This is a genomic window from Methylobacterium sp. D54C (genome assembly GCF_053345595.1).
In genome coordinates, this window is the sequence record NZ_JBKFAK010000010.1 from 1 (window position 1) to 26,127 (window position 26,127).

Genomic DNA, 26,127 nt, shown 5'->3' on the forward strand with positions numbered 1-26,127 from the left:
CCGCAGGTGCAGACGGTGCCGCCGCGCCCGGCCGCGCCGACCGCCCCGCCGCCGGCCCCGCCCGTCGACGCGGCGCCCGCCCGCGTCCCGCCGCCGGCCGCGTCCGGTCCCGCGTCGGGTCCCACGTCGGGTCAGGGCCCGGCGCCCCGGTCGACGGCAGGGCGGCGGACGAACGAGCTGCGGCTCGGCGAGCGCTGGAAGCGGCGCCTGCCGCACTTCATGCGCTGATCCAGCGTCGACGGCCCGGCCGCGCCCTCGCGGCCGGCCGCGTCAGGTGAAGAACGGCCTGAAGTTCTCGAGCCATCCGCGCAGCCAGGCCTCGCAGCCCTGCCGGGCGCCCTCGGCGTCCTGGCCGTGCCCCCAGATGTCCTCGGCCAGCGGGCTCCACCAGGTCCAGAACCGGCTCGATCCGTCGTAGGCACAGATCCCCACGACGACCGTCCCGACCCGGCCGACGAAGCGCGGGAGCGGCACGCCGGCGGTCTCGTTCTGCGTCCAGGTGATCAGGGTCCGGGGCATGCCGTGAGAACGGTGGCCGCCCCGGGATGTTCACGGGCCCGGATGTTCGAGATGTTCGACCGGACGGATCCGCCCGGCGCGTCGGGGACCTAGGCCGCCCACCGCTCCGGCACCGGTCCCGCGGCCAGCCGCGAGTTGCGGTAGCGCGCGTCGTCGGTGACCTCGCGCTCGACCCAGGGAGGGAGCACCACCGGCTGGTCCTCGCGCTCCAGTTCGATCTCGGCCAGGATCAGGCCCGCGAGGTTCCCGCCGAACACGTCGACGTCCCAGACCGCCCCGGCATGCGCGACCCGGTAGCGGGTCTTCTCGAGCCGCCGGCCGGGCGGCACGGTGGCGAGGAGCGCCGCGCCGTCCTCCGGCGCGATGGCGAACTCGATCTCGTCCCGGCTGGCGCCGCGGCGCGGGCTCTTCCACGTGATCAGCGCGCGCTCACCGGCCCGGCGGATCCGGATCGTGTTGGCCGCGTCGGTGAAGAGGTATCCCTGAACCAGGGGCGTCCCCGCCCGGCACAGCGCCAGAACCGACGGGTTCGCGATGAACTTGCGCTCGATCTCGACAGCCATGCCGCGCCTCGTGGACGTTTGACGCGTCAGCCTTCGCCGACAAGCCGGCCCGCGACAAGCCGCCTGGAGGGGATGAGCACAGCGTTACAGGCATGGCTCGGTGCCAATGCGCGCGGGCTGCAATGGGATCGTGTTAAACTTATGTAAAAGCGTGAGGAGGCCGTCGATTGCAGAAGCATCATCAGAAATCCCGCCCTTCTCCGTCCGCGAGGTCAGCGCTGAAGACGGCATCCAAGCGGCCGAACTTGAAGAAGCTGCTCCGCAAGGCGCAGGTCAAACCGCTCAAGCAGGTGGCGGCCCTGCCGTTCCGTGTCGGCGCCGACGGCCGGATCGAGGTTCTGCTGATCACCTCGCGCGATACCGGGCGCTGGATCATCCCGAAGGGCTGGCCGATGACCGGCCGCAAGGCCCATCAGGCCGCCGCGCGGGAGGCCTACGAGGAGGCGGGGCTCGAAGGGCAGATCGCCGCGAACCCGGTCGGACGGTACCATTACCAGAAGCGCTTCGACCACGGCCGCGCCTTCCCCTGCATGGTCCGCGTCTACCCGCTGCGGGTCGAGGCCCAGCACGAGCGCTGGCCGGAACAGGCCCAGCGCACCCTGCAATGGTTCGCGCCCGAGGAGGCGGCGCGCCTCGTCCACGAGGACGAGCTCCAGGAACTCCTGACGGATTTCGCGGCGCGGCCGATCGAGATCCGCGGCGACGGGCGTGGCTGACGGGCGTGGCTGACGGGCGCCGCGACGGGCACGGGCGGGCGGACCGCCGCCGCGCCCGAACATACAACTCCTGATCTGCGGCCTGACCGGCGCGCGGCGGCGCCCGGAAGAGTCTCGTCCGCATGGCGGATCGGACCCGTGTCCGGGCGGAATGCAACTTCTGATTAGTACCCGCGGGTTAAGGTTCCCGCCGTCGCAGATGGGCGGGGCACCTCGATGTATCGCGCGTTCGCTTGCCTGACCGAGGAACATACCGGCTGGGTGGTCGCCCTGGCCGCCTGCGTGTGCTGGATCTCCTGTGCGGTCGCCCTCAAGCTGGAGCAGCGCGTCCAGGTCCGCGCCGACGGGCACGGGCCGGTCTGGCTCCTGGCCTCGGGCTTCTCGATCGGGGCCGGGATCTGGAGCACCCACTTCATCGGCATGCTGGGCTACGATCCCGGCGTGGTGCTGGGCTACGAGCCGCGCACGACCCTGCTCTCGCTGATCGTCGCGATCGCGGCCGCCACCGTGGCCTTCCTGTTCGCCCGGGCCACGCCGTCGCGCTGGGCCGGGGCGGGGGCGGGCCTCGTGCTCGGGATCGGCATCGCCTGCATGCACTTCCTCGGCATCGCCGGCGTGCGGCTGCCGGGACACTTCACCTGGGACCCCGCCATGGCCGCCACGGCGATCGCGGCGGGCTGCGGGCTCGCGGCCGCCGGCATGGCCATCCATGTCGGCAGCGCGGGCGCGCGGGCCCGGCTCGCGGCCGCGACCGTCCTGACCCTCGCCATCGCGATCCTGCACTTCCTCGCCATGGCGGCCGCCCGGGTGGTGCCGGACCCGGCCCTGGCGGTCCCGCAACTCGGCCTCGCCCGGGGCGTCCTGGCCGGCGGCATCGCCGGCGTGATGGCGGTGATCCTGGCCTTCGCGGCGCTGACGCTGATGCTGGACCACCTGCGCCGGATCAACGTCGCCCTGGCCCGGCAGGGCCGCATGCTGCGGGAGAAGACCCTGCTGCTCGACGCCACCCTCGACAGCATGGACCAGGGCCTCATCATGGTCGACGCCGGCGGCGTGGTCCGGGTCTGCAACGAGCGGGCTCTGGCGCTCCTCGACCTGCCCCGGGCGATGATGCAGGCGCGGCCGAGCTACCGGGCGGTGCTGCGCCACGAGGCGAGCCGCCGCGAGCGCCGGCGCCCGGACCGCTCGATCCGGACCTGGATCGAGCGCGGCGAGGCCGGGCAGACGCAGGTTCACGAGCGGGCGCGGCCCAACGGCCTCGTGCTCGAGATCCGCACCGTGCCCCTGGCAGATGGCGGCTTCGTGCGGACCTTCACCGACATCACCAAGCGGAAGGCCGCGGAGGCCGAGGTGGCGCGCCTCGCCCGCCACGACGTCCTCACCGGCCTGCCGAACCGGGCGCTGTTCCACGAGACCCTCGCGCGCAGCCTCGTCGACATCGTCCAGCGCGGCGGCGCCTGCGCGGTCCTGTACCTCGACCTCGACGGCTTCAAGAGCGTGAACGACAGCCTCGGCCACCAGGCCGGGGACGAGCTCCTCCGGCGCGTGTCGGCCGGCCTGCGGGGCATCGCGGGGGACGGGGCGGTGGCCCGGCTCGGGGGCGACGAGTTCGCCGTGCTCTCGGCCGGCGGCGCGGCCGAGGCCGAGGTCCTGGCCGAGCGCCTCATCGCGCTGTTCCACAGCCCGTTCAGCGTGGGCGGGCACCGGGTCGGCGTCGGCCTGAGTGTCGGCATCGCGCTGGCCCCCGAGCACGGGACGGATGCCGAGCCGCTGTACCGCCGCGCCGACCTCGCCCTCTACCGGGCCAAGGCCGAGGGCCGCGGCACGTACCGGATCTTCACCCCCGCCATGGACGAGGAGGCCGAGGAGCGGCGGGTGCTCGAGCGCGACCTGCGCCAGGCCCTCGACGACAACACCCTGAGCCTGCACTACCAGCCGCAGGTCGAGGGCCACACGGGGGCGCTCGTCGGGTTCGAGGCGCTCCTGCGCTGGACCCACCCGGTCCGCGGCAGCGTGTCGCCCAACGTGTTCGTGCCCCTGGCCGAGGAGACCGGCCTGATCGTGGCGCTCGGCGACTGGGTGCTGCGCGAGGCCTGCCGCGAGGCGGCCCAGTGGGCGCAGCCCCTGAAGGTCGCCGTCAACCTCTCGCCCCGCCAGTTCCAGAAGCCCGGCCTGCCCGAGACCGTCCTGGCGATCCTGGCCGAGACCGGTCTCTCGCCGGACCGCCTGGAGCTGGAGGTCACCGAGAGCATCATCATCAACGACATGGCGCGGGCCGTGGGCATCCTCCGCCGCCTGAAGAGCTACGGCATCCGGATCAGCATGGACGATTTCGGGACCGGCTACGCGTCGCTCGCGACCCTCCAGGCCTTCCCGTTCGACAAGCTGAAGATCGACCGCTCCTTCGTGGCGCAGCTCGGGACCGGGCCGCAGGCCGCCGTGATCGTCCGGGCCGTGCTCAGCCTCGGCCGCAGCCTCGGCATGGGCGTCGTCGCGGAGGGCGTCGAGACCCACGCGCAGATGAAGTTCCTGACCGAGGAGGCCTGCGGCGAGATGCAGGGCTTCCTGTTCGGCAGGCCGCGCCCGATCACCGACTACGCCGCCGCGGTCGGCGGTCCCGCCGGCCCCGCCGAGGAGTCCGCCCGGGCCGAGCCGGGCCTCGCCGCGGTCGGCTGAGCGGGATCGCCGATCCGCCGCCGGGAACCCGCCCGATCGCTCCGACGTTGGCCCCGCAGATTGGATCACTTCTAAGGTCCAAGCTCTCGTCCCCCGCCGGGACGGCCCCCGGGCCGCCGGCCTCACAGGAGCCCGACCATGAACGCCAAGTGCGAGACCTGCCGGTTCTTCGACGAGCACAAGGGCAACGGCGCCGTCGCGCAGAACGATGCCGGCCTGTGCCGCTTCAACCCGCCGGTCAGCCAGCCCGCGCCCGAGTCCAAGGGCCTCTGGCCGGTGGTCGCCGCCCAGGACTGGTGCGGCCACTACACCGCCGAGATGACCGCGGCCGAGTAGGCGCGTCCGCCACGCGACGATCGGGGCCGGCCTTCGGGTCGGCCCTTTCGTTTGGACGGGTCCCGGCGCGGCCCGCCGCAACTTTCGCGTTCCCGGCCGCGCCGCCCCCCTGACCATCGCGGGAGCGGGCTCTACCTTGGAGCCGATCCAGGGTGCCGCCGCTTTGCGGGATGTCTTGCCGGGATGTCTTGCCGGGATGTTCCGCCGGGATGTTCCGCCCGCGGGCCCCGGCGACCGGGATCCCGTCCGCGCCTTCGTGATCTGAACCGGAGAGAGACTTGATGGTGAGCGCCGAAACCGTGCCCCAGGACCCGGGCGCCAGACCTGCGCGGACCGACGCACCGGTCCTCGCCGCCGTCACGTTCACGGTGAACGGCGAGCGGCGCACGCTCGAACTCGACACCCGCACCAGCCTGCTCGACGCCGCGCGCGAGCACCTGCACCTCACCGGGTCCAAGAAGGGCTGCGATCACGGCCAGTGCGGCGCCTGCACGATGATCGTCGACGGGCGGCGCATCAACGCCTGCCTGACGCTGGCGATCATGCACCAGGGCGCCGAGATCGTGACCGTCGAGGGCCTGGGGCAGCCCGACAGCCTGCACCCGATGCAGGCGGCCTTCGTCAAGCACGACGGCTACCAGTGCGGCTACTGCACGCCGGGCCAGATCTGCTCGGGCGTGGCCGTCCTGGAGGAGATCAGGGCCGGCATCCCGAGCCACGTCACGGCCGATCTCGGCGCCGCGCCGCAGGTGACCGAGACCGAGATCCGCGAGCGGATGAGCGGCAACCTCTGCCGCTGCGGCGCCTATTCCAACATCGTCGAGGCGATCACCGAAGTCGCCGGGAGCCGCGCATGAAGTCCTTCACGTACGAGCGCCCGGGCACGCCCGCCGCGGCCGCCGCCGCCGTCGCCGCCACGCCCGACGCCAAGTTCATCGCCGGCGGCACCAACCTGCTCGACCTGATGAAGCTGCAGATCGAGACCCCGCGCCACCTCGTCGACGTGAACGGGCTCGGCCTCGACGCGGTCGAGCCGACCGAGGAGGGCGGCCTGCGCATCGGCGCCCTGGTGCGCAACACCGATCTCGCGGCCCATCCGCGGGTGCGCGCGGATTACGGGGTCCTCGCCCGCGCGCTGCTCGCCGGCGCCTCCGGCCAGCTGCGCAACAAGGCGACCACCGCCGGCAACCTGCTGCAGCGGACCCGCTGCCCGTACTTCTACGACACCGCCCAGCCCTGCAATAAGCGCCAGCCGGGCTCCGGCTGTTCGGCGCTCGACGGCGTGAGCCGCCAGCTGGCGGTGATCGGCGGCAGCGAGGCCTGCATCGCCACGCATCCGGGCGACATGGCGGTGGCCATGCGCGTCCTCGACGCCACCGTGGAGACGATCGACGCCGGGGGCGCCGCGCGGACGATCCCGATCGCCGAGTTCCACCGCCTGCCGGGCGACGACCCGTCGCGCGACACGAACCTCGAGCCCGGCGAGCTCATCACCGCGGTGACGCTGCCGAAGCCCGTTCCCGGGACGCACATCTACCGCAAGGTCCGCGACCGCGCCTCCTACGCCTACGCGCTGGTCTCGGTGGCGGCGATCCTGGGCAAGGACGGCTCCGGCCACGTCGCCTTCGGCGGCGTCGCCCACAAGCCCTGGCGGGTCGAGGCGGCCGAGGCCGATCTCCCGAAGGGCGCCCGGGCCGTGACCGACCGGGTCTTCGCCGACGCCGCGCCCACCCACGAGAACGCCTACAAGCTGAAGCTCGCCGAGCGGACCCTCGGCGCCGCGCTCAACCAAGCGAGGGCCTGAGCCATGAAGTTCGACACCGCCGCGGGCCCGAACCCGATCGACCGCCTCAAGGTCGTCGGCCTGCCCACCGACCGCATCGACGGCAAGTACAAGACCACCGGCACCGCGCCCTACGCGTACGAGCGCCACGACGCGGCCCCCGACGCCGCCTACGGCTACGTGCTGGGCTCCGCCATCGCCAAGGGCCGGGTGCGCAGCATCGACACGGCCTCGGCCCGGCAGGCGCCCGGCGTCATCGGGATCGTCACCACCCTCGACACGCCGCGGATCGAGCGCGGCGTGATGAACGTCGCCTACCTGTTCGGCGGCGACGTGATCCAGCACTACCATCAGGCGATCGCCGTCGTGGTGGCCGAGACCTTCGAGCAGGCCCGGGCGGCCGCCTTCCTGGTGACGGTCGATTACGCCCCAGAGGCCGGTGCGTTCGACCTCGCCGCCGCGGCGAAGACCGCCGAGCCGGTCCCGGCCGACAGCGGCGAGGGCAGCGGCGGCAACGGCGAGGAGCGGACCGGCGACTTCGAGGGCGCCTTCGCGCAGGCCCCCGTGACGCTCGACGCGACCTACACGACGTCCGACGAGAGCCACGCCATGATGGAGCCGCACGCCACGACGGCGGCCTGGGACGGCGACCGGGTCACGCTCTGGACCGCCAACCAGATGATCGGCTGGGGCCACGGCAGCCTCGCCAAGATGCTCGGCCTGCCGAAGGACAAGGTCCGCCTCGACGCGCCCTATGTTGGCGGCGGCTTCGGCGGCAAGCTGTTCGTGCGCGCCGACGCGGTGCTGGCGGCGCTCGCCGCGAAGGCCGCCGGGCGGCCGGTCAAGGTGGCGCTGACCCGCCCGCTGATCGCCAACAACACCACGCACCGCCCGGCCACGATCCAGCGGGTCCGGATCGGCGCCCAGCGGGACGGCACCATCACGGCGATCGCGCACGAGAGCGTCTCGGGCAACCTGCCGGAGGGCGATCCCGAGACGGCCGTGAACCAGACCAAGTACCTGTACGCGGGGGCGAACCGCCTGACCGCCATGAAGCTCGCCCGGCTCGACCTGCCCGAGGGCAACGCCATGCGCGCCCCCGGCGAGGCCCCGGGCCTCGCGGTGCTGGAGGTCGCCATGGACGAGATGGCCGAGAAGCTCGGCCTCGACCCGGTGGAGTTCCGCATCCGCAACGACACGCAGGTCGTCCCGACCCAGCCGGACCTGCGCTACTCCCACCGCGACCTCGTCGGCTGCCTCAAGCTCGGCGCCGAGCGGTTCGGCTGGGCCCGGCGCAACCCGAAGCCCGGACAGGTCCGGGAGGGGCAGTGGCTCGTCGGGCACGGCATGGCGGCGGCGTTCCGCGACAACATGGTGCTGAAGTCGGGCGCCCGGGTGCGGCTCTCCGCCGACGGCACGGTCACGGTCGAGACCGACATGACCGATATCGGCACCGGCAGCTACACGATCATCGCGCAGACCGCCGCCGAGATGATGGGCGTGCCCCTCGACCGGGTCGTGGCGCGGCTCGGCGATTCGGACTTCCCGGTCTCGTCGGGTTCGGGCGGCCAGTTCGGCGCCAACTCGTCGACCGCGGGCGTCTACGCGGCCTGCGTGAAGCTGCGGGAGGCGGTCGCGCAGAAGCTCGGCTTCAACGCCACCGACGCGGTGTTCGAGGAGGGCGAGGTTCGCGCCGGCAACCGCGCCATCCCGCTCGCCCGGGCCGCCGCCGACGGCGAGCTCGTGGCCGAGGACGCGATCGAGTTCGGTGAGTTCTCGAAGACCCAGCAGGTCTCGACCTTCGGCGCCCACTTCGTCGAGGTCGCGGTGGATGCCTATACGGCGGAGGTCCGGGTGCGGCGGATGCTGGCGGTCTGCGCGGCGGGCCGCATCCTCAACCCGAAATCCGCCCGCAGCCAGGTGATCGGCGGGATGGTCATGGGCACCGGGGCGGCCCTGATGGAGGAACTGGCCGTCGACACCAAGCGCGGCTTCTTCGCCAACCACGACCTCGCCGGCTACGAGGTGCCGGTCCACGCCGACATCCCGCACCAAGAGGTGATCTTCCTCGACGAGGTCGACCCGATGTCCTCGCCCATGAAGGCCAAGGGCGTGGGCGAGCTCGGCATCTCGGGGGTCGGCGCCGCGGTCGCGAACGCGATCTACAACGCCACCGGCATCCGCGTGCGCGACTACCCGATCACCCTCGACAAGCTCCTCGACCGCATGCCGGACGCGGCCTGACCGGGGCGCGGGGACGTCCTGCCGGGCGTCCCCTACGGGTCCACGACGTGGAAGCTGGCCCGGGCCCGCATCACGAGGCGACCGTCCTCGTCGTAGGCGCTGGCGGCGAAGTCGTTCACCCCGGTCTCCTCGCCCTCGTCGTGCAGGAGCGCCGTCAGGGTCCGGCGCAGCAGGTCCCGCAGGGCGGCCCGGTCCGGGAGGACCGTGCCCTCGTCGTCCCGGACGGCGACGTGGTCGGCGGTGTCGATGAAGTAGCGCGGCATGGGTGTCTCCAGGATCGGGGTGACCGGGACGGGAGCGCCCGCAAGCCTCGCCGGCGGCCGATCAGGGATACAGATCGGGTCGACGGCCGCACTCATCTGGGTTTGAAAGACCGGGCCAATTTCTTGGCCGCCAAGGACCGATGACGCGAAACAGAACGGGGACCGCGGATCCCGCGGCCCCTCGCATCATCGTCCCGTGGACGGGATCAGTACTTCCGGATGATCGGCTCCGGCGCCATCGGGACCGGATCCGCCCCGAACCGGTAGGTGAGGCCGGCGTAGATCGAGAGCGGCTGCGCCAGGGTCGTGGTCCGCGGGTCGTTGATCGACAGGTTGCCGGCCACTGCGCCCGTCTCCGCGAAGGTGCCGAACGTGGCGTAGCGGTTGTTGGTCAGGTTGGTGATCAGCCCGAAGATCTCCAGGTTCTTGCTGACCTGATACTTCGTCGTCAGGTTCATCACGTAGTAGGCCGGCAGCTTGCGGTTGAGGTTCGATTCGTCGCCCCGGTAGTAGGACGACGAGAACGCCGAGACGTTGAGGCCGAAGCGCCAGTTCGGGGTGATGCTGTACTCGAAGCCCGCCTTGATCTGGTGATCGGGGATCAGCGGGATCTTGTCGCCCGGCCGGACGCGGATGCCGCCGTTCGGGATCACGTCGCCGCCCACGGCGCCGCCGGCCGCGCCGGTGCTCGCCAGCGGGTTGTTGGGCGACGAGAGGGTCGCGTTGAACTGGAAGGTCGCGTCGACCAGGGCGTAGTTCGCGTAGACCAGCAGGTCGGGCGTGACCGCGTACTCGGCGCCGACCTCGATGCCCTGGCGCCGGGTCGCCGGGACGTTGATGTAGTAGGCGCGGGCGGCGTTGCCCGCGACGGCGACCTGGTAGAGGTCGTTGCTCAGGTCGGTGCGGTAGACGCCGGCCTTGTAGGTGAGGGCGCCGCCCGACAGGAAGGCCGGGATCACGCCGCGGAAACCGGCCTCGTAGGTCCGGCCGGTGACCTGCTTGAGCGGCGGATCGGCCACGAGCGAGTTCGGCAGCAGGCACGGCTGGGTCGGGCTGGAGCAGGACAGCTCCAGCGGGGTCGGGGCGCGGTTCGATTCCGAGTAGCCGCCGTAGAGGTTCAGCGCCGGGTCGAACTGGTAGGTCAGGCCCGCGAGCGGGTTGACCTTGGTGTACTCGTGCACGCCGGTGACGTCCGGCGAGAACCCGGTCTGGTCCCGGGTCTGGATGCGGGCGTAGTTGAGCCGGAAGCCGCCGGTCAGCGACAGCCGGTCGGTCACGTCCAGCGTGTCGGTGGCGTAGAGGCCGAGATACAGGGTCGAGCCGCTGACGTTGCCCGGCGCGAGGCCGATCGCCCCCAGCGTGCGGATGTCCGGCGTGCCGAGGCCCGGGATCGTGCCGTAATACGGGTTGTTCGGATCGACGGTGATCGACAGGTTCGGGTTGATCACGCCCAGCTGGCTCGCCGACTTGAACGAGAAATTCGAGGCGTCGACGCTGCCGCCGACCACGAAGGCGTTGTTCAGGCCGAAGATCCGGTCGCGGTTGGCGGCCTGGAGCGAGCCGCCGTAGGATTCGGCCTCCGTCCGGGTCGTGTCGATCGTGCCGTACGGGATGTTCCGGACGAACGGGATCGTCTGGTTGTTCAGGCCGAGGATCGCGAACTGGTTGGCGTAGGCCCGGCGCGCCGCCACCTGGCTGGTGGGCGGCGCGTTCACGTTGAACGCGTCGTCCTGGTAGCAGAGCGAGCCCCGGAAGCTGCTGCGGCTGCTGCAGTTCTCGAAGTTGCCCTGGTTGCCGTCGACGTAGAACTCGCTGAAGCGCCGGTAATAGGCGTTGCCGGCGAGGTCCCAGGTCGGCGAGAGGTCGACCCGGCCGGTCAGCTGGAGCGTGCCCACCTGCGTCGTCTGGGTCTGCGGGTAGGTGAAGATCGCCCGCGGGTCGAGATGGGTGAAGTCCACCGGCGTGGCGGCGGCGGCGCCGTAGAAGCTGCGGGCGGCGAGCCCGATCAGGTGGAACTCCGAATCCTGCGAGCGGTAGCCGAGATCCGCGTAGAGGCGGCCGATCGTGCTCGGGTTCTGGTAGCGCCAGCCGCGGTCGTTCAGGCCGTCGCCGGTGAAGTAGAAGCTCCAGGGGCCGGAGATCTTGCCGTACTCGAGGTAGCCGGCGGTGCGCGCGTCCGAGCCGCCCCAGGCCGAGATCTCGGTGCCCTGCCAAGTGAAGCCGTTCTTCATCTGGATGTTGACCGCGCCGCCGATGGCGTTGAGGCCGAAGACCGGGTTGCCGGTGACCACGTCGATGCGCTGGATCGCCTGCGGCGGGATCAGGTCGAAATTGACGACGTCGCCGAAGGCCTCGTTGATCCGCACGCCGTTCTGGTAGACGGCGAGCCCCTGCGGCACGCCCTGCACCGACGAGGCCGTGAAGCCGCGGTAGCTGAGATCGACCCGGTTCGAATTGCCCTGCGAGTCGTTGAGGTTCACCCCGGGCGTGCGCCGCGCCAGCGTGGCGATCACGTTGTCGGAGCCCTGATCGACCTCGATCTGCCGGGCCGTGACGGTCTCGACGGTGCTGGGGATCTTGTTGAGCGGCTGCTCGGAGCCGCGCAGCCGCACCCCGCCGGCCGGGGCCGGCAAGGTCGGCGCGGCCTGGGCGAGCGTATCGAGATTCTGGGCGCCGCTGGAATTGCCGCCGCCCGCACCCACCGGCGACGTCGAGACGACGCTGATCTCGCCGAGGGTGACGGATTGTTGAGCCTGCGCGACACCCGGCAACAGAGCCACGGACGCGATCAAGCTGCCTCGCAGGGCCCGCATATCTTCCCCCAACCTGGATTCGAAGGCACGCGCCGCTTCGCGTCGGCTGCGTGCGCCTCACTGATCTCGGGTCGGGTCGCGACCTCAATTCACATTCTGTTTAATCCCTGCCGGGGACGACTTGCGGGCTCGAATGATCGGCCCTGTGGCGCAAAGACAACAAAAGAGGAAGATCGCGGCAAGTCTTCGGGATTATTATGAAGGACATCGCGGGATAATTGCGCAATCGGGCCGGTCCTCCGGGGCGGCGTCCGAGGCCGCGCGCCCGGCCGTCAGGACCGGTCCCGGCTCTCACGGCGGCGGCAGGCGGACGGCGACCTCGTTCCGGCGCAGGAACGGGATCGCGAAGGGCGGGTCGTAGCCCATGACGAAGGGCGCGCCCGCCGGTGCGCGGCCGGCCGCCGCCAGGACGGCGGCGAGGATGCCCGCCTGCGCGGCCCGCGCCTCCGGGGTGAGGCGGCCGGAGAAGCGCAGGGCCGCGACCCGCTCCGCCGGGACCTCGACCAGCCGGACCCCCGGCTCGGTCGGGGCCGGCGCCCCGGCCGCCGCCACCGCGCGGGGCAGGAAGAACCGCATCGTGCCGGTGCCGTCCCGCTCCACCGGGACGGTCATGGCGATGTGCTGGGCGATGCGCTGGCCGCCGCTCTCGACCGGCGCCGTCATGGCGATGCGGTCCCCGGCCCGGTTGGCGCCGGTGATGTAGCGGAACAGCCGCCCGAAGGCGTCGCCGTCGCCCTGGCCGCGCGCGTCGGTCTCGACCGCGAGGCGCGGCGCGTAGGACCGGATCTCGACCCCGCGGTCGAGGCGCTCGACGACCGCGTAGGCGGGCTGCTCGTAGAGCGCCCGCACGCCGAAGATCCCGAGCACCGCCTCCGCCAGGGTGACGAGCGCGTACATGACCCTGTCCATGGGACCTCCGGGGGCGGGCGCGGCGTCTCCCGCGCGGAACCTCCCGCGGGAACATGGCGCCGGGACCGCCCGTCGCCGCCCGGCTGCGGCGTCAGGCCTCTGTCAGGTCTCCGCTGGTCCCGGCAGCGCCCCGCCGCGTCAGGGCTGCCCGCCCTGCTGCCCGCCCCTCGGCCGCCTCCGCCGCGCGCCGACGACCTTGCGCAGCACGCGCGAGACCTGGTCGGCGGAGTAGGGCTTGGGCAGCAGCTCGAACTCGCGGATCCCCTCCTGGGCGAGGGCGTGGCTGTAGCCGGAGGCCAGAACCACCGGCAGGTGCGGCATCCGCTGCCGGAGGAGCCGGGCCAGCGCGATCCCGCCCATGCCGGGCATGACCACGTCGGAGAACACGGCGTCGAAGGCCGCGCCGTCGGCCCCGAGCTGATCCAGCGCCGCCTCGGCGTTGGTCGCCCAGGTCGTCGCGTAGCCGAGATCCTCCAGGATCTGCGTGGCGAAGCGGCCGACCTCGATGTTGTCCTCCACCACCAGAACCCGCTGCCCCGCGCCGCCGGGGTCGAGGGCGGCGGCCTCCGCGGCGGCGGCGCAGGACGCCTCGGGCTCGACCTGCGGCAGGTAGAGCGTGAAGGTGGCGCCGCGGCCGGGCGCGCTCTCGACCGCGACGTCGCCGCCGGACTGCTTGGCGAAGCCGAAGACCTGGGACAGGCCGAGTCCGGTGCCCTTGCCCACCTCCTTGGTGGTGAAGAACGGCTCGAACACCCGCGCCAGCACGTCCGGCGCGATGCCGGTGCCGGTGTCGACGAGGTCGATCGCCGCGAACGGGCCGGGCGCGCCGGCATGGCCGCGGATCGGCGGCAGCGCCGCGCCGCAGCGCAGGCGCAGGGTCAGCGTGCCGGCGCCGTCCATGGCGTCCCGGGCGTTCACCGCCATGTTGACCAGCGCGGTCTCGAACTGGCTGAGATCGACCCGGATGAAGCAGGGCTGCTCCGGCAGCTCGGTCACGACCGCGATGCGGGCGCCCGTGACCGTGTCGAGGAGGTCGGCCACGCCGCGCAGCCGCGCGCCGACGTCGAGGATCTCGGGCTTCAGCGCCTGTCGCCGCGCGAAGGCGAGGAGCTGGCCGGTGAGCTTCGCCGCGCGGTCCACCGTCTCCGAGACGGCGTTGAGGTAGCGGGACCGGCGCTCCTCCGCCAGGTCCGGCCGGCGGAGGAAGTCGACCGACGAGCGGATGATCGTCAGGAGGTTGTTGAAGTCGTGGGCGACGCCGCCGGTGAGCTGGCCCACCGCCTCCAGCTTCTGCGACTGCCGCAGCGCCTCCTCGGCGTGCCGGAGCGCCTCGGCCTGGGCCTTCTCGGCGGTGACGTCGCGGCCGTAGGCGTAGACCTGCGCGCCCTCGACGGAGGTGCGCCACGAGATCAGCCGCAGGGTGCCGTCCCTGTGCCGGTAGCGGTTCTCGAAATCGGTCAGGTCGCGTGCCGCGGCGGCCGCTTCGAGCGCCTCCTGGGTCGCGCCCGCATCCTCGGGCCAGATGAAGTCCAGGAAGCTGCGCCCCACCACCGCGGCGGGCTCGTGCCCCAGGATCGTCTGCCAGGCCGGATTGACCGCGCGGAAGATGCCGTCGGCCCCGACCACGGCCAGCAGGTCGCGCGAGTTGCGCCAGACCCGGTCGTGCTCGGCCGTGCGCTCGGCCACGCGCTGCTCCAGGGTCAGGTTGAAGCGCACGAGCTCGGCCATGAGCCGCTTCTGGTCGTCGATGTCGGTGCTGGTGCCGACCCAGCGGGTGACCGCGCCGTCGGCGCCCAGGACCGGCTGCGCCCGGGCCAGGAACCAGCGATACGCGCCGTCGGCGCGGCGCAGGCGGTACTCGGACTGGTAGTCGGCCCGCGACCGGACGGCCGTCCGCCATTCCTCGTCGACCCGGTCCTGATCGTCGGGATGGATGATCCCCCGCCAGCCCGCACCGTCGAGGGTGCCGGGCTCCCGGCCCGCGTAGGCGTAGACGCGCGCGTTGAACCAGTTCGCCGCCCCGGCCGCGTCGGTCGCCCAGACGAAGTTCGGCAGCACCTGCGACAGGACCCGGAACTGCGCCTCGCTGGCGCGCAGGGCTTCCTCGGCCTGCTTGCGGGCGGTGATGTCGATCGCCGTGCCGATCACCCGCACGCAGCGCGCGCCCTCGAAGATCCCGCGCCCCTTGGCGGCGACCCAGCGCACGACGCCGTCCTCCTTGCCGACGGTGCGGTACTCCACGTCGTAGACGGCGCGCCGCGCGGGATCGAGGGCGGAGGCGTAGGCCGCGCTCGTGGCCGCCCGGTCGTCGGGATGCAGGCCGGCGTAGTAATCGGCCATCGTGACCGGCACGTCGGCCGAGATGCCGAACATCGCCTTGACCCGCGCGGGCCAGAACAGGGTGTCGGCAACGACGTCGACGTCCCAGAGGCCGATCTCGGCCGCCTCGGTCGCGAGCCGCAGGCGCCGCTCGCTCTCCCGCAGCTGCTCCTCGGTCCGGCGGCGCACCGTGTCGTCGAGATGCAGCCCGTCCCAGACCAGCGTGTCGCCGACGCGGCGGGGGGCCGAGATGATGCGCGTCCAGACGTGGGTGCCGTCCGGCCGGCGCATGGGCGCCGCGACGTCGAAATGCGCGAGGTCGCGGATCGCGGCGGCCTCCGCCTCGGCGACCGCGGCGCGGTATTCCGGCAGGATCAGGTCGTAGGCGACCGCCGGGTCGGCGAGCACGTCCCCGGCCGCCAGGCCGGTCATGCGCTCGAAGCCCTGCGACACGTAGAGGAAGCGCCGGTCGGCGCCGTCGGGGGCCATGGCGAGCTGGTAGACGTAGCCGCCCGGGAGGTGGTCGGCGAGGGCCCGGATCCGGGCCTCCGCCTCGCGCAGGCGCGCCTCGGCCTGGACGCGGCCGGTCGTCTCCGTGCAGGCGCAGTGCAGGCCGGCGACCCGGCCCGCCTCGTCGCACACCGGCGCGTACGAGGCGGTGAACCAGGTCGGCTCGTCGTAGCCGTGCCGGTTCATGGTCAGCGGCATGTTCTCGGACCACGTCGCCGCACCGGCGAGCGCCCGGTCGATCAGGGGGCCGATCTCCGGCCAGATCTCCTTCCAGACGTCGCGGAAGCGCGCGCCGAGCGCCGCGGGATGCCTGTCGCCCAGGATCTCCGCGTAGGCGTCGTTGTAGAGGAAGACGAGGTCGGGCCCGAACGCCACGAACATCGGGAACCGCGATCCCAGGATCAGGCTCAGGGTCGCCCGCAGGCAGGGCGCCCAGCTGTCCGGCGGGCCGAGCGGCGAGCCGGACCAGTCGTGGGCGCGGATCCGGGCGCCCATCGCGCCGCCCTCCGCGAGGAAGGCCGGGGGCGCGGTCCCGACGGTCTCAGGCATCGGACCAGGCGCGTGACTCGGACATGGGGCGAGGAACCGGCGGGACAGGACAGCGCCATCGGTGCCCCAGCGGGCGGGTTCGCGCAACCGCGTCGGCGCGCACGCGCCGCCCGGGACGCCGTGCGGGGCCCGCACGCCGTGTGGAGAACGCCCGGGAGAGCCCCAGGAGACGCAAGCGGGACGCAAGCGGGACGCAAGCGGGACGCCAGCGCGACGTCCCTCAGGCGCTCCTGTCGCGGCCCGAGATCAGCCGGAGTTGCGCCGGCGGGCGCGCCGCCAGGGCGGCGGCGACCTTGCCCTCGAGTTCCCCGACGCGGAACGGCTTCAGCACGATCGCGTCGGCGCCGACGGCGCCGGCCTCGGTCAGGGCGGTGGTGTCGGCGAAGCCGGTGACGAACAGGACCGGCAGCGCCGGCCAGCGCTTCCGCACCTCCAGGGCCGTCTCGGCCCCGTTCATGCCCGGCATGGCGAAGTCCATCACGACGAGGTCGACGCCCGGATCCGCCTCCAGGGCGGCCAGGGCCTGGAGGCCCGAGGCCGCCTCGCGCACCGCGTAGCCGGCCTCGATCAGGCGGGTCGTCGTCACCTCGCGCACCTCGGCGTCGTCGTCGACCACGAGGAGCCGGGGGCCGCTCCCGGGCGGGTGCGTCCGCGCGGCCTCGGCCGCGACCGGCAGGCGGGGCACGGCGCCCTCGGGCTCGGCGGCCCGGGGCAGGTAGACCTTGATCGAGGTGCCCTCGCCCGCGACCGTGTCGATCCGGATGCCGCCGCCGGACTGCTTGACGAAGCCGTAGACCTGGGCGAGCCCGAGACCCGACCCCTTGCCGACTTCCTTGGTGGTGAAGAACGGCTCGAACACCCGGGCCAGCACGTCCGGCGTCATCCCGGTGCCGGTGTCGCTCACCGCCACCATGACGTAGGCGCCGGGCGCCGGCTGCTCGGGCCGGGTCGGCGCCCCGGTGACGCTGACATTGGCGGTCTCGATGGCGAGCCGGCCGCCCACCGCCATCGCGTCGCGGGCGTTGATGGCGAGGTTCAGGATCACCAGCTCGATCTGGGTGGCGTCGACCAGGGCGGGCCACAGGTCGGGCTGGAGGGTCGTCTCGATCCGGACCGCGCCGCCGATCGAGCTCTGCAGCAAGTCGCGCATCGAGGCGACCGTCTGGTTGAGGCTGACCGGCGTCGGCTCCAGGCGCTGGCGCCGGGAGAAGGCGAGGAGCTGCGCGGTGAGCCGGGCGCCGCGCTCGGCGGCCCCGCGCATCATGGCGAGGCGGCGCTTCGAGCGCGCGTCGGAGACGGCCTTCTCCAGGAACTCGATGTTGCCGGCGATCACCGTCAGCAGGTTGTTGAAGTCGTGCGCGACGCCGCTCGTGAGCTGGCCGACCGCGTCCAGGCGCTGGGCGAGCCGCAGGGCGTCCTCCGCCCGCTCCCGCTCGACGATCTGGGCCTGGAGGGCCTCGTTCGCCGCGGCGAGTTCGCGGGTCCGCTCGGCGATGCGCACCTCCAGCGTCTCGTTGAGCGCCTGCAGGGCGGCCTCGGCCTCGCGCTTGTCGGCGCGGGCCCGCGCCTCGGCGAGCGCCCGGACGATCGTGCGCGGCATGCGGTCGAGGCGCTGCTTGACGACGTAGTCGGTGGCGCCGTTCTTCAGGGCCTCGACCGCGACGTCCTCGCCGAGCGTGCCCGAGCAGAAGATGAACGGCGTGTCGGGGCACTGCGCCCGGGCGATGCCGAGGGCGCTCACGCCGTCGAAGGTCGGCAGGACGTAGTCCGCCAGGATCAGGTCGTGCCGGCCGGCGACCGCCGCGCGGGCGAAGGCGTCGCGGGTCATCACCCGCTCGATCGCGACCGGGTGCCCGAGGGTCTCCAGCTCGGCCTCGATCAGCTCGGCGTCGAGGTCGCTGTCCTCCAGGTGGAGGATGCGCAGCGGCCCCGCGGAAGGTCCGATCACGCGTTCGATGGCCAGCCTCCCCGGTACGGCGGCGGCTCGTTGAGGAGGGCCCAGAACACGCCGATCTCCTTGATCGCCGCGAAGAACTCCTCGAAGGCGACCGGCTTCACCACGAAGGCGTTCACCCCGAGATCGTAGGAGCGCACGAGGTCGGTCTCCTCGCGGGACGAGGTCAGCATCACCACCGGCACCTGGCGGGTGACCGGGTCGCCCTTGATCTTGGCGAGCACCTCCAGGCCGTCGACCTTCGGCAGCTTCAGGTCGAGCAGGACCACCGCGGGGTCCTGGGCCTGCCGCTTCTCGTGCGCGCCCCGCCGGTAGATGAAGTCGAGGGCCTCGGCGCCGTCGCGGCAGATGACGATCTCGTTGGCGAGCTGGCTCGATTCGAGCGCCGCCAGCGTCAGCTCGATGTCGTTCGGGTTGTCCTCGACCAGGAGGATGGGCTTCAGTCCCGCCATCAGTGGGCCTCCTCCCGGATGGGCAGGGTGAAGTAGAAGGTGGCGCCCGCGCCGAGCTTGCCCTCGGCCCAGGTCCGGCCGCCGTGGCGCTCGACGATGCGCCGGACATTGGCGAGGCCGATCCCCGTGCCCTCGAACTCCTCGACCCGGTGCAGCCGCTGGAACACGCCGAACAGCTTGTCGACGTAGGCCATGTCGAAGCCGGCGCCGTTGTCGCGCACGTAGTAGACCGCCTCGCCCTCCCGGGGCGGGAGGCTGCCCATCGCGATCACCGCCTCCGGGGTGCCGCGGGTGTACTTCACGGCGTTCGACAGCAGGTTCTCGATGACGAGCCGCAGCATCACCGGGTCGGCGTAGGCGCGGCCCAGGGGCGCGATCTCCCAGCGGATTGTCCGGTCGGGGGTGACGTCGCGCAGGACCTTCCGGCGGACCTCCTCGACCAGGGCGTTCATGTCGCCCCAGACCTTGTTGAGGGCGTGCCGGCCCATCTGCGAGAAGCTCAGCAGGCTGTCGACCAGGGTGCCGGCCGAGAAGGCCGCCTCGATGATCGTCTCCACGTAGTGCCGGCCCTTGTCGGAGAGCTGGGCGCCCTCGCGGGTCTTGAGCAGGTTCGCGTAACCGACGATGTGGCGGAACGGCGCGCGCAGGTCGTGGCTGACCGAGTACGAGAACGCCTCCAGCTCCTTATTGGAGCGCTGCAGCTCCTCGCTCATGGCGGCGAGCTCCTCGGCCCGGCGGAGCACGATGCCGAGCACCGAGGCGCGCAGGTCCTTGGCGGCCTCCACCTCCGGGTCGGACCAGGGCAGGGAGCGGCCCTGCACGGTCTCCTTCCAGATCTCGAACGACTTGCGCGGGTGCAGCCGGTCCGGGCCGCCCTCCGGGTCGGGCCGGACGGCCTTCACGGGGTTGCCGCCCCACTTCACCGTCCGCACGACCTCGGGCCTGAACCAGAGGATGTAGCTCGCGTACTTCTTCGAGACCGAGATCGCCAGGAGGCCGCTCGCCCGGTCGGCGAAGGCGGCGGCGGCCGGGAACGCCTCCGACAGGGCCTCGGAGACGAAGACCTCCTCGGCATCCTCGCGCTCGGACAGCCACCGGTAGAGGGCGCGGACCTCGCGCTCGGTCGGCGTCGCCCCGAGCAGCCGGCAGCGGTCCGCCGTGACCACCGCGGCGCCGGTCGCGTCCACCAGGGCCAGGACGTCGTCGGGGTGGTTGAGCAGGCCGTCGACGAAGCTGTCCTCCTCGGCCATGAACGCGAGGAGGCGCGCCTGCACGGCGCCCAGCGCCAGCCGCTTCTCGGACTGGGCGCCGCGCTCGCGGGCCGAGAGCTGCAGGGCGAAGATCTGGGTGAGCACGTCGCAGGCATTGCGCGCCTGGAGGGGCACGCGCCTGGGCGCGCGGTTGTGGCAGGAGATCAGGCCCCAGAGGGCGCCGTCGACGAGGATCGACACCGACATGGACGCCATCGTGCCCATGTTGCGCATGTACTCGACATGGACCGGCGAGACCGAGCGCAGCACCGACTGGCTGAGGTCCAGCGGCTTGCCGGAGGGCGTGGTGGCCGGCCGGATCGGCACGGGGACGTAGCCGGCATCCGGGATGATGCGCAACCGGTTCCGGCGGTAGAGCTCGCGCGCCTGGGCGGGGATGTCGGAGGCGGGGAAGCGCAGGTCGAGGTAAGAGGGCAGGACGCCGTTGCCGGCCTCCGCCAGCACCGTGCCGTGCCAGTCGCGGTCGAACCGGTAGACCAGGGCCCGGTCGAGGCCGGTGATCTGGCGGATGTCCTCGGCGACGAACTGGCAGAGGTCCTCGACGGTGCGGGCGGTCTGCAGGCGCTCGACGAAGGCCCGCAGGCGCGGCGTGAGCACGTCGACGCCGATCTCGGCCGCGGCCGCGTCGATCTCCTCCAGCTCCAGCACGACGAGTTCGTCGACCCGGTGGGCCGCGACCTCGTAGGCCTGGCGCCCGCCGCCGGTCTCCAGCGTCACGGTCCGGAGATAGAGGGCGCCGTCCTGGGGCTCCGCCGCCTCCAGGTGGTGGCGGACGACGGCCGCGAGGTCGGGCAGGGCCGCGTCGAGGACGGTGCCGACGGAGGCCGCCGCGGGGGCGTTGGCGCTCGCCTGGACGATGGTGAGGGACCGGGCCTCGAGGCCGAGCAGGAACCCGTGCGGCTGGACGCTGCCGACGATGTGGATGGGCTCGCGATCGCACGCGGTCAGGTCGAGACGCTGGGCCGCGCCGCTTCGAAGGTTCAAGCCGGGATTCGCCCCCTCACCGGGTCGGCCACAAAATTTAACGCCTGTTAACAGCCGGACCGGGCGGCTCCTATAGGCTTAAAGCACTGGTAAGGACGGCGCGCCCCGTCCGCCCCCCGTCCCCGCGCGCGGTCGCCGCCGGGCTCAGAGGGCCGGAGCCGTTTCATCCGCTCCCCGCGCGCGACGCCAGGTCGCACGGCGGGGCTCCGGCGGTCCCGCGGGGGCGCCGAGCCTTCTGAAGGCGTGGTGGACGCCCGGAACCCGCTCCGGCGGTCCGGTAACCGGCAGCGAGGGACGCCGCGCCGTCAGCCGCGACCCAGCGCGTAGAATTCCGGGTTGGGCCGCATGTTGCTGACGTTCGCCAGCCGGTTCGACAGGCCGAAGAAGGCCGCGATGGCGGCGATGTCCCAGGCATCCGCGTCGTCGAAGCCGTGGGCCCTGAGCGCCGCGAACGCGGCCTCCCCGACCTGGTGCGCGGACTGGCTGACCAGCATGGCGAAGTCGAGCATCGCCTTCTGCCGGTCGGTGATGTCGGCCTTGCGGTAGTTGATCGCCACTTGGTCGGCGATCAGCGGGTCCTTGGCGCGGATCCGGAGGATCGCCCCGTGGGCGATCACGCAGTACTGGCACTGGTTGATGGCCGAGGTCGCCACCACGATCATCTCGCGCTCGGCCTTGGTCAGGTTGCCCGGCCTGTCCATGAGCGCGTCGTGGTAGGCGAAGAACGCCCGGAACTCGTCCGGACGGTGGGCGAGCACCAGGAACACGTTCGGGATGAAGCCGGACTTCTCCTGCACCGCCTCGATCCGCGCGCGGATGTCGTCCGGCAGCGTCTCCAGGCGGGGGATCGGGAAGCGGCCGATCGGGGCGTCTTCGGCTGGCACGGGGCGCTCCTCGCAGATCGTCGCGGATCGAGCCGGCGCCCGGGGCCGCCGGCCATCCCGGGCAGCCGATAGACCGAACGGTCGCGGCGGCGCAATCGCGCGCGGCCGCCGACGGCGGTGTCTTCTCACAGCCTCGACCTGACGCCTCGACCTGGCGCCTCGACCTGACATGGCCCTCTCGGTCGGCCTCAACTCTGCCCGAAAGCTTCCATTCGGTCCGTCCGAGATTCGGTGGTGCGCGTGCGGGCGCGCCGCGGGGAGGATGGTGTGCCGCGACCGATGACGCCTTCGCCGAAGCGCTCACCGCCCTGGGGCGGCGGATCGAGGCCCGTCTCCCACCGGGACCGACGGTTGCCGAGCCCGCTCCGCGACTGAGCCGGAGGCGTGACCGGATCGTCCGAAACCCGCCCGCCGATCGCTGACCGGCGACGCGCCGGTTCTCACCCCGCCCCGCACCGACGGATCCAACCCGCGAGCCCGACAGCCGTGCGAATCCCATCCACGACCCGCATCCCGCGCCTGACCCTGCTCCTGCCGGTGATCCTGTCGGCGGCCCTGTCGACGGCTCTGTCGTCGGCCCTGCCGCGTCCGGCCCGGGCCGACGACAGCGTCGCGACCCTCGCGACCGGCGGTCTAATCCTGGAGAAGACGGACCGGATCGCCCTCGTCTCCGAGGACCTCTTCCTGTCCGAGAAGGCGGTGCGGATCGTCTACCGCTTCCGCAACCTGACCGACCGGGACGTCGAGACGACGATCGCGTTCCCGATGCCCGACATCTCCGGGGGTCCCGACGCGATGCTGAGCATCGCCGACCCGAAGCACGACAACTTCCTCCGCTTCACCACCGAGGTCGACGGCCGGCCGGTCGACTCGCAGGTCGAGCAGCGCGCCTTCGTCACGCCGGCCGGCAAGCCGGAGGTCGAGGTGACCGGGCGGCTGCGGAGCCTCGGCATCCCCCTCGTCCCGACGGTCGAGGCGACCGAGGCCGCGCTGGCCGCCCTCGGCGCGGATCAGCGCCGCGGCCTCGTGGCGGACGGCCTCCTGGAGCCCCAGGACATGGGCAAGGGCACGACGAGCCTGTTCCCGGTCTGGACCCTGCGGTCGAAGTTCTGGCGCCGGCAGGTCTTCCCGGCGGGCCGCGACGTCGTCGTCCGGCAGAGCTACGTCCCGGGCGTCGGCGGCCTCTCCAGCCTGTCGTTCGGGACCCCGACCGAGGGCGCCGACGAGAAGGCCGAGTACGCGCGGAAATACTGCACGGACGCGGCCTTCCTGAAGGCGGCCCAGGGGCTCGCGCGCAGGATCGAGGCTGCGGGCGGGCAGGGGGTGCAGGCCTTCGAGCAGTACCTGTCCTACGTGATCACCTCCGGCGGCAACTGGGCCGGACCGATCGGCACGTTCAAGCTGACCGTGGACAAGGGCGATCCGACGACGCTCGTGTCGTTCTGCGCCACCGGACTCCGCAAGACCGGCCCGACGACCTTCGAGAGCGTCGTGACGGATTACGTGCCCCGGCGCGACATCGACATCCTGATGCTCAAGACCACGACGGGCCGATGAGCGGCGGCGCGCCATCCTGCCCGGATCCGGAAGGCCCGACGGCCGATCGCGTCCAGACCGCCACAGGAGGATATCCGTGCGTAGCCAAGCCCGTCCGGCGCGCCTGAGCCCGCGATCGATCCCCCGATCGATCCTCCGAACAGGCCTCGTCGGCGCAGTCTGTGCGCTCGGCACCGTCGGCGCCCGGGCGGCGTCGGATTGCGCCGGGATCCGGGACAGGGTCGAGACGCTGATCTGTGCCGACCCCGCCCTGACGCGGCTGGACGAGGAACTCAGGCGCCTGTTCGACCGGATCGTGGGCGAGACGCGCGGGGTCGACGGCGAGACCGGCCAGGCGATCGACACCTTCGGCGAGGACCACGCGCGCTGGCGCGCGCGGGTCCGCGATGCCTGCCCGGACACTGCCTGCCTGACGCGGGCCTACACCGCGCGGATCGCGCAGGTCCGGCGCGACTGGAGCCGGGCGCTGCCGGACACGCCGGCGCTGCGCCACGTGGTCAACGCCCGTTTCGGCTTCTCCGTCGACGTGCCCGCCGACCTCGTCGCGGAGCCGCCGCCGGACAACGGCGACGGGCAGGCCTTCCGCTCGGCCGACGGCCACCTGCACCTGACGGTGTCGGGCCTGAACGACGTGCTCGACCAGGATCTCGACGCCGTCGTGGCCGCGGACCGGAAGACCTGCCTGCGGCAGCCGCCGGAATACGCGGCGCGCAAGCCCGGCTGGATCGTGCTCTCCTGCACGACGGCGGCCGGGATCCTGTATCGGAAGACCCTGCTGGCGGGCGGCCGCGGCGGCGCCTTCGTCACCCTGCGCGTCCGCTACCCCGCAGCCGAGCAGGCGCGCTGGCAGGCGGCCGTCACCGCGGCCGCGACCTCGCTGCGGCTGACGGAACCGGGCCGGAGCGCCCGCTGACGGGGGCCCGGACACCCCCGGACGCCCCCGGTCACCGCGAGAAGGTCGTGGCCGTCTGCGCGGTCGACACCATCATGTTGTAGTCGTTCACGATCCAGGTCACGTCGCGCCCGGCGCCGCGCCGGGCGTCGCCCCTGGCCTTGGCGAGCTTGTCGTCGAACTCGCGCAGCTTGCCCAGGAGCGCGCGCGGCCGGCTCTCGAACACGTGGAAGGAGTTCGGGTTGGCGGCGCTGTACCCGTCCATGTCCTTCACGGCGACGGCGTAGCGCCCGAGCGCGGCGTCGAAGGCCGCCATGTCGACGACCGGCTTGGCGTCGGTGGGCAGCAGGTCCATGACCTTGCGGCAGGCGGTCATCACGTTCGCGACGTGCCAGCGCGCCTTGCGGCCCTCCCGCGCCTCGATGGCGGCGAGTTCCAGCGCGTCGCTCTTCTCCTTCTCGACCCGCAGCGCGGCGTCGACCTTGGCGCGCGCCGCCAGGAAGGCCGGCCCCGCGACGGCGAGCTTGGCGTGGAGCGCCTTGCCCTGCTCCATCTTGTCCGCGCGGTAATCCTGCCGCTCGTAGTAGCCCTCCGCCTCGGTGACCGTCGGGGCGAGCGCCTGATAGGCGGCGATGTAGGTCTTCACGGCGCCGTCGAGGTCCGGCATCGCGGGCGGCTGCGCCGTCGCGGCCTCCGCCTTCGCGATCTCGCCGCGCACGTCGTAGAGCCCGTAGAGGCCGTAGATGATCCGCTCGCGGCCGGTCGGACCGGTCTTCATGTTGACCCAGCTCTGATAGCGGCCGAGCGATTCCTGCGCCCGCAGGGTCCGGTTGAGGAGCCCGACATAGGCGTTGAGCTTGCGGATCGTCTCCTGAGCCGGATCGCTCTCGGGCTTGGTCGCCGGCCCCGCCGGTGCCGGGGCAGGGGCCTGCGCGGGGGCCTGCGCGGGGGCCTGCGCACGGGCCGGGGCGGCGGCGAGCAGCGCCGTCAGCATCAACCAAGTCGTCGTTCTCAGGCTCGTCGCTCTCATGGGCGCTGGGGATCCTCCGGATGGTTCTGCCCCTGTAGCCGGCGTTCCGCGCGAAGACCAGACGCGGGATCGGGTCGATCGCGCCCAATAGATCTCTCGGGATCGACAGCGGCGCGTCTATCGGGGCGTTCGACGATCACATCCCCGATCATCGTCGCGGGGACGATGATCTCGCGGGGCGTCGGAGCGCGAGGCCGGGAAGTCCATCGCGGGTGCCCGGAGCGTCTTCCCGGGCCTGCGGCGCGATCCGCCTCGTCCCGCGGCGGCGGATCGGGTAGAGGATCGGCCGATGCTCGACGGCCATCCCCGCATCCTGGCTGACCTGCGCGCCCGGCTGGCCGAGCCGCACCGGGTCTATCACGGCCAGGCGCATATCGACGCGCTCATGGAGGCGTTCCGCGCCCGCCGCGGGACGGTCCGGGATCCCGACGCGGTGGAGCTGGCGATCTGGTTCCACGACGCCGTCTACCGGCCGGGCGCCGCGGACAACGAGCGCCGCAGCGCCGCGCTCCTGCGGGCGCTGCCGGAGGGCGCGGTCCCGGCGCCCACGCTGGCGGCGGCCGAGACGATGATCCTGGCGACCGAGCGGCACGCCGTTCCGGACGGTCTCCCGGCCGCGCTCGCCGCGGACGTCGCGACCTTCCTCGACATGGACATGGCGATCCTGGGTGCGGCGCCCGCCGCCTACGACGGCTACGCCGCCGGCGTGGCGCGGGAATTCGTCCCGGTCGTGGGCGCGGCCGCCTACCGGCAGGGGCGCGCGGCCTTCCTGCGGGGGGCCCTCGCATCCGGCCGGCCGCTGTTCGTCACCGCCCGGGCCCGGGCGGAGCTGGAGGGGCCGGCGCGGTCGAACATGCGGCGGGAGCTCGCGGCGCTGGGCCGGTGAGCCGCGGCGGCGCGGGA

20 protein-coding genes and 1 pseudogene are annotated in these 26,127 nt (G+C 72.6%); 10 read left to right on the plus strand and 11 right to left on the minus strand.

Annotated features, from left to right (window positions below; genetic code table 11):
* Window positions 1–228: pseudogene (locus ACLBYB_RS19275) on the plus strand (hypothetical protein); the annotation flags it as partial.
* A 42-nt stretch (window positions 229–270) separates the two neighbouring features.
* Here the strand turns inward: ACLBYB_RS19275 and ACLBYB_RS19280 are convergent.
* Window positions 271–519 (minus strand): hypothetical protein, encoded by a 249-nt coding sequence (locus tag ACLBYB_RS19280; protein WP_447682114.1) that lies wholly within the window; start codon window positions 517–519, stop codon window positions 271–273.
* An 89-nt stretch (window positions 520–608) separates the two neighbouring features.
* The gene (locus ACLBYB_RS19285; protein WP_056533583.1) at window positions 609–1,082 is read right to left on the minus strand and encodes a CYTH domain-containing protein; all 474 of its coding nucleotides are present in this window, start codon (window positions 1,080–1,082) and stop codon (window positions 609–611) included.
* Window positions 1,083–1,327: 245 nt separating this feature from the next.
* Between ACLBYB_RS19285 and ACLBYB_RS19290 the strand changes: the two genes are divergently transcribed.
* The 6 genes from ACLBYB_RS19290 (at window position 1,328) to paoC (ending at window position 8,837) form a co-directional block, all read left to right on the plus strand.
* Window positions 1,328–1,798: an NUDIX hydrolase gene (locus ACLBYB_RS19290; protein WP_020094084.1), complete on the plus strand. Its 471-nt coding sequence runs from the start codon at window positions 1,328–1,330 to the stop codon at window positions 1,796–1,798.
* Between the two features lie 216 nt (window positions 1,799–2,014).
* Window positions 2,015–4,474, plus strand: coding sequence for a bifunctional diguanylate cyclase/phosphodiesterase (locus ACLBYB_RS19295; protein ID WP_056533585.1), 2,460 nt, complete (start codon window positions 2,015–2,017; stop codon window positions 4,472–4,474).
* Window positions 4,475–4,612: 138 nt separating this feature from the next.
* Window positions 4,613–4,810: a hypothetical protein gene (locus ACLBYB_RS19300; RefSeq protein WP_012321181.1), complete on the plus strand. Its 198-nt coding sequence runs from the start codon at window positions 4,613–4,615 to the stop codon at window positions 4,808–4,810.
* A gap of 281 nt (window positions 4,811–5,091) precedes the next feature.
* The gene (gene paoA, locus ACLBYB_RS19305; RefSeq protein WP_020094082.1) at window positions 5,092–5,667 is read left to right on the plus strand and encodes an aldehyde dehydrogenase iron-sulfur subunit PaoA; all 576 of its coding nucleotides are present in this window, start codon (window positions 5,092–5,094) and stop codon (window positions 5,665–5,667) included.
* On the plus strand, window positions 5,664–6,614 hold the full coding sequence (locus ACLBYB_RS19310) for an FAD binding domain-containing protein (protein ID WP_447699702.1): 951 nt from the start codon (window positions 5,664–5,666) through the stop codon (window positions 6,612–6,614). The genes paoA and ACLBYB_RS19310 overlap by 4 nt, the downstream gene beginning before the upstream one ends.
* Before the next feature lie 3 nt (window positions 6,615–6,617).
* Complete coding sequence (gene paoC, locus ACLBYB_RS19315; RefSeq protein ID WP_447699703.1) at window positions 6,618–8,837, plus strand: aldehyde oxidoreductase molybdenum-binding subunit PaoC; 2,220 nt, start codon at window positions 6,618–6,620, stop codon at window positions 8,835–8,837.
* A 32-nt stretch (window positions 8,838–8,869) separates the two neighbouring features.
* Here paoC and ACLBYB_RS19320 read toward each other — a convergent pair whose 3' ends face one another.
* The 8 genes from ACLBYB_RS19320 to ACLBYB_RS19355 form a co-directional block, all read right to left on the minus strand.
* On the minus strand, window positions 8,870–9,100 hold the full coding sequence (locus tag ACLBYB_RS19320; protein ID WP_447699704.1) for a DUF6894 family protein: 231 nt from the start codon (window positions 9,098–9,100) through the stop codon (window positions 8,870–8,872).
* A gap of 206 nt (window positions 9,101–9,306) precedes the next feature.
* On the minus strand, window positions 9,307–11,913 hold the full coding sequence (locus ACLBYB_RS19325) for a TonB-dependent receptor (RefSeq protein ID WP_042672263.1): 2,607 nt from the start codon (window positions 11,911–11,913) through the stop codon (window positions 9,307–9,309).
* 291 nt (window positions 11,914–12,204) lie between these two features.
* Window positions 12,205–12,822 carry an SOUL family heme-binding protein gene (locus ACLBYB_RS19330; protein ID WP_447682118.1) on the minus strand — a complete coding sequence of 206 codons (618 nt, stop codon included), beginning with the start codon at window positions 12,820–12,822 and terminating at the stop codon, window positions 12,205–12,207.
* Window positions 12,823–12,960: 138 nt separating this feature from the next.
* Window positions 12,961–16,200, minus strand: coding sequence for a PAS domain-containing protein (locus tag ACLBYB_RS19335; RefSeq protein WP_447699705.1), 3,240 nt, complete (start codon window positions 16,198–16,200; stop codon window positions 12,961–12,963).
* Window positions 16,201–16,420: 220 nt separating this feature from the next.
* Window positions 16,421–18,148 carry a response regulator gene (locus ACLBYB_RS19340; protein WP_447699706.1) on the minus strand — a complete coding sequence of 576 codons (1,728 nt, stop codon included), beginning with the start codon at window positions 18,146–18,148 and terminating at the stop codon, window positions 16,421–16,423.
* A complete protein-coding gene (locus ACLBYB_RS19345) occupies window positions 18,145–18,606 on the minus strand; it encodes a response regulator (protein WP_020094074.1) in 462 nt (153 codons plus the stop codon). Before ACLBYB_RS19345 ends, ACLBYB_RS19340 begins: the two co-directional genes overlap by 4 nt.
* Complete coding sequence (locus tag ACLBYB_RS19350) at window positions 18,606–20,861, minus strand: ATP-binding protein (RefSeq protein ID WP_447699707.1); 2,256 nt, start codon at window positions 20,859–20,861, stop codon at window positions 18,606–18,608. The genes ACLBYB_RS19345 and ACLBYB_RS19350 overlap by 1 nt, the downstream gene beginning before the upstream one ends.
* Before the next feature lie 305 nt (window positions 20,862–21,166).
* On the minus strand, window positions 21,167–21,745 hold the full coding sequence (locus ACLBYB_RS19355; protein WP_020094072.1) for a peroxidase-related enzyme: 579 nt from the start codon (window positions 21,743–21,745) through the stop codon (window positions 21,167–21,169).
* A 486-nt stretch (window positions 21,746–22,231) separates the two neighbouring features.
* Here ACLBYB_RS19355 and ACLBYB_RS19360 point away from each other — a divergent pair, with 486 nt between their 5' ends.
* Both ACLBYB_RS19360 and ACLBYB_RS19365 read left to right on the plus strand, forming a co-directional pair.
* The gene (locus tag ACLBYB_RS19360) at window positions 22,232–23,302 is read left to right on the plus strand and encodes a DUF4424 domain-containing protein (RefSeq protein ID WP_447699708.1); all 1,071 of its coding nucleotides are present in this window, start codon (window positions 22,232–22,234) and stop codon (window positions 23,300–23,302) included.
* A gap of 76 nt (window positions 23,303–23,378) precedes the next feature.
* Window positions 23,379–24,215 (plus strand): hypothetical protein, encoded by an 837-nt coding sequence (locus tag ACLBYB_RS19365; RefSeq protein ID WP_447682123.1) that lies wholly within the window; start codon window positions 23,379–23,381, stop codon window positions 24,213–24,215.
* A gap of 31 nt (window positions 24,216–24,246) precedes the next feature.
* Here the strand turns inward: ACLBYB_RS19365 and ACLBYB_RS19370 are convergent, their stop codons facing one another.
* Window positions 24,247–25,224 carry a YiiG family protein gene (locus tag ACLBYB_RS19370; RefSeq protein WP_447699709.1) on the minus strand — a complete coding sequence of 326 codons (978 nt, stop codon included), beginning with the start codon at window positions 25,222–25,224 and terminating at the stop codon, window positions 24,247–24,249.
* A gap of 289 nt (window positions 25,225–25,513) precedes the next feature.
* On the opposite strand from ACLBYB_RS19370, the gene ACLBYB_RS19375 reads away from it, so the two are divergent.
* Window positions 25,514–26,110, plus strand: coding sequence for an HD domain-containing protein (locus ACLBYB_RS19375; protein ID WP_447699710.1), 597 nt, complete (start codon window positions 25,514–25,516; stop codon window positions 26,108–26,110).
* Window positions 26,111–26,127 lie beyond the last annotated feature (17 nt).

Bases quoted from the DNA above. Each gene is read 5' to 3' on its own strand.
- ACLBYB_RS19280 (WP_447682114.1), bottom strand. From the start codon at position 519: ATGCCCCGGACCCTGATCACCTGGACGCAGAACGAGACCGCCGGCGTG.
- ACLBYB_RS19285 (WP_056533583.1), bottom strand. From the start codon at position 1,082: ATGGCTGTCGAGATCGAGCGCAAGTTCATCGCGAACCCGTCGGTTCTG.
- ACLBYB_RS19295 (WP_056533585.1), top strand. From the start codon at position 2,015: ATGTATCGCGCGTTCGCTTGCCTGACCGAGGAACATACCGGCTGGGTG.
- ACLBYB_RS19300 (WP_012321181.1), top strand. From the start codon at position 4,613: ATGAACGCCAAGTGCGAGACCTGCCGGTTCTTCGACGAGCACAAGGGC.
- paoA (WP_020094082.1), top strand. From the start codon at position 5,092: ATGGTGAGCGCCGAAACCGTGCCCCAGGACCCGGGCGCCAGACCTGCG.
- ACLBYB_RS19310 (WP_447699702.1), top strand. From the start codon at position 5,664: ATGAAGTCCTTCACGTACGAGCGCCCGGGCACGCCCGCCGCGGCCGCC.
- paoC (WP_447699703.1), top strand. From the start codon at position 6,618: ATGAAGTTCGACACCGCCGCGGGCCCGAACCCGATCGACCGCCTCAAG.
- ACLBYB_RS19320 (WP_447699704.1), bottom strand. From the start codon at position 9,100: ATGCCGCGCTACTTCATCGACACCGCCGACCACGTCGCCGTCCGGGAC.
- ACLBYB_RS19325 (WP_042672263.1), bottom strand. From the start codon at position 11,913: ATGCGGGCCCTGCGAGGCAGCTTGATCGCGTCCGTGGCTCTGTTGCCG.
- ACLBYB_RS19330 (WP_447682118.1), bottom strand. From the start codon at position 12,822: ATGGACAGGGTCATGTACGCGCTCGTCACCCTGGCGGAGGCGGTGCTC.
- ACLBYB_RS19335 (WP_447699705.1), bottom strand. From the start codon at position 16,200: ATGCCTGAGACCGTCGGGACCGCGCCCCCGGCCTTCCTCGCGGAGGGC.
- ACLBYB_RS19345 (WP_020094074.1), bottom strand. From the start codon at position 18,606: ATGGCGGGACTGAAGCCCATCCTCCTGGTCGAGGACAACCCGAACGAC.
- ACLBYB_RS19370 (WP_447699709.1), bottom strand. From the start codon at position 25,224: ATGAGAGCGACGAGCCTGAGAACGACGACTTGGTTGATGCTGACGGCG.
- ACLBYB_RS19375 (WP_447699710.1), top strand. From the start codon at position 25,514: ATGCTCGACGGCCATCCCCGCATCCTGGCTGACCTGCGCGCCCGGCTG.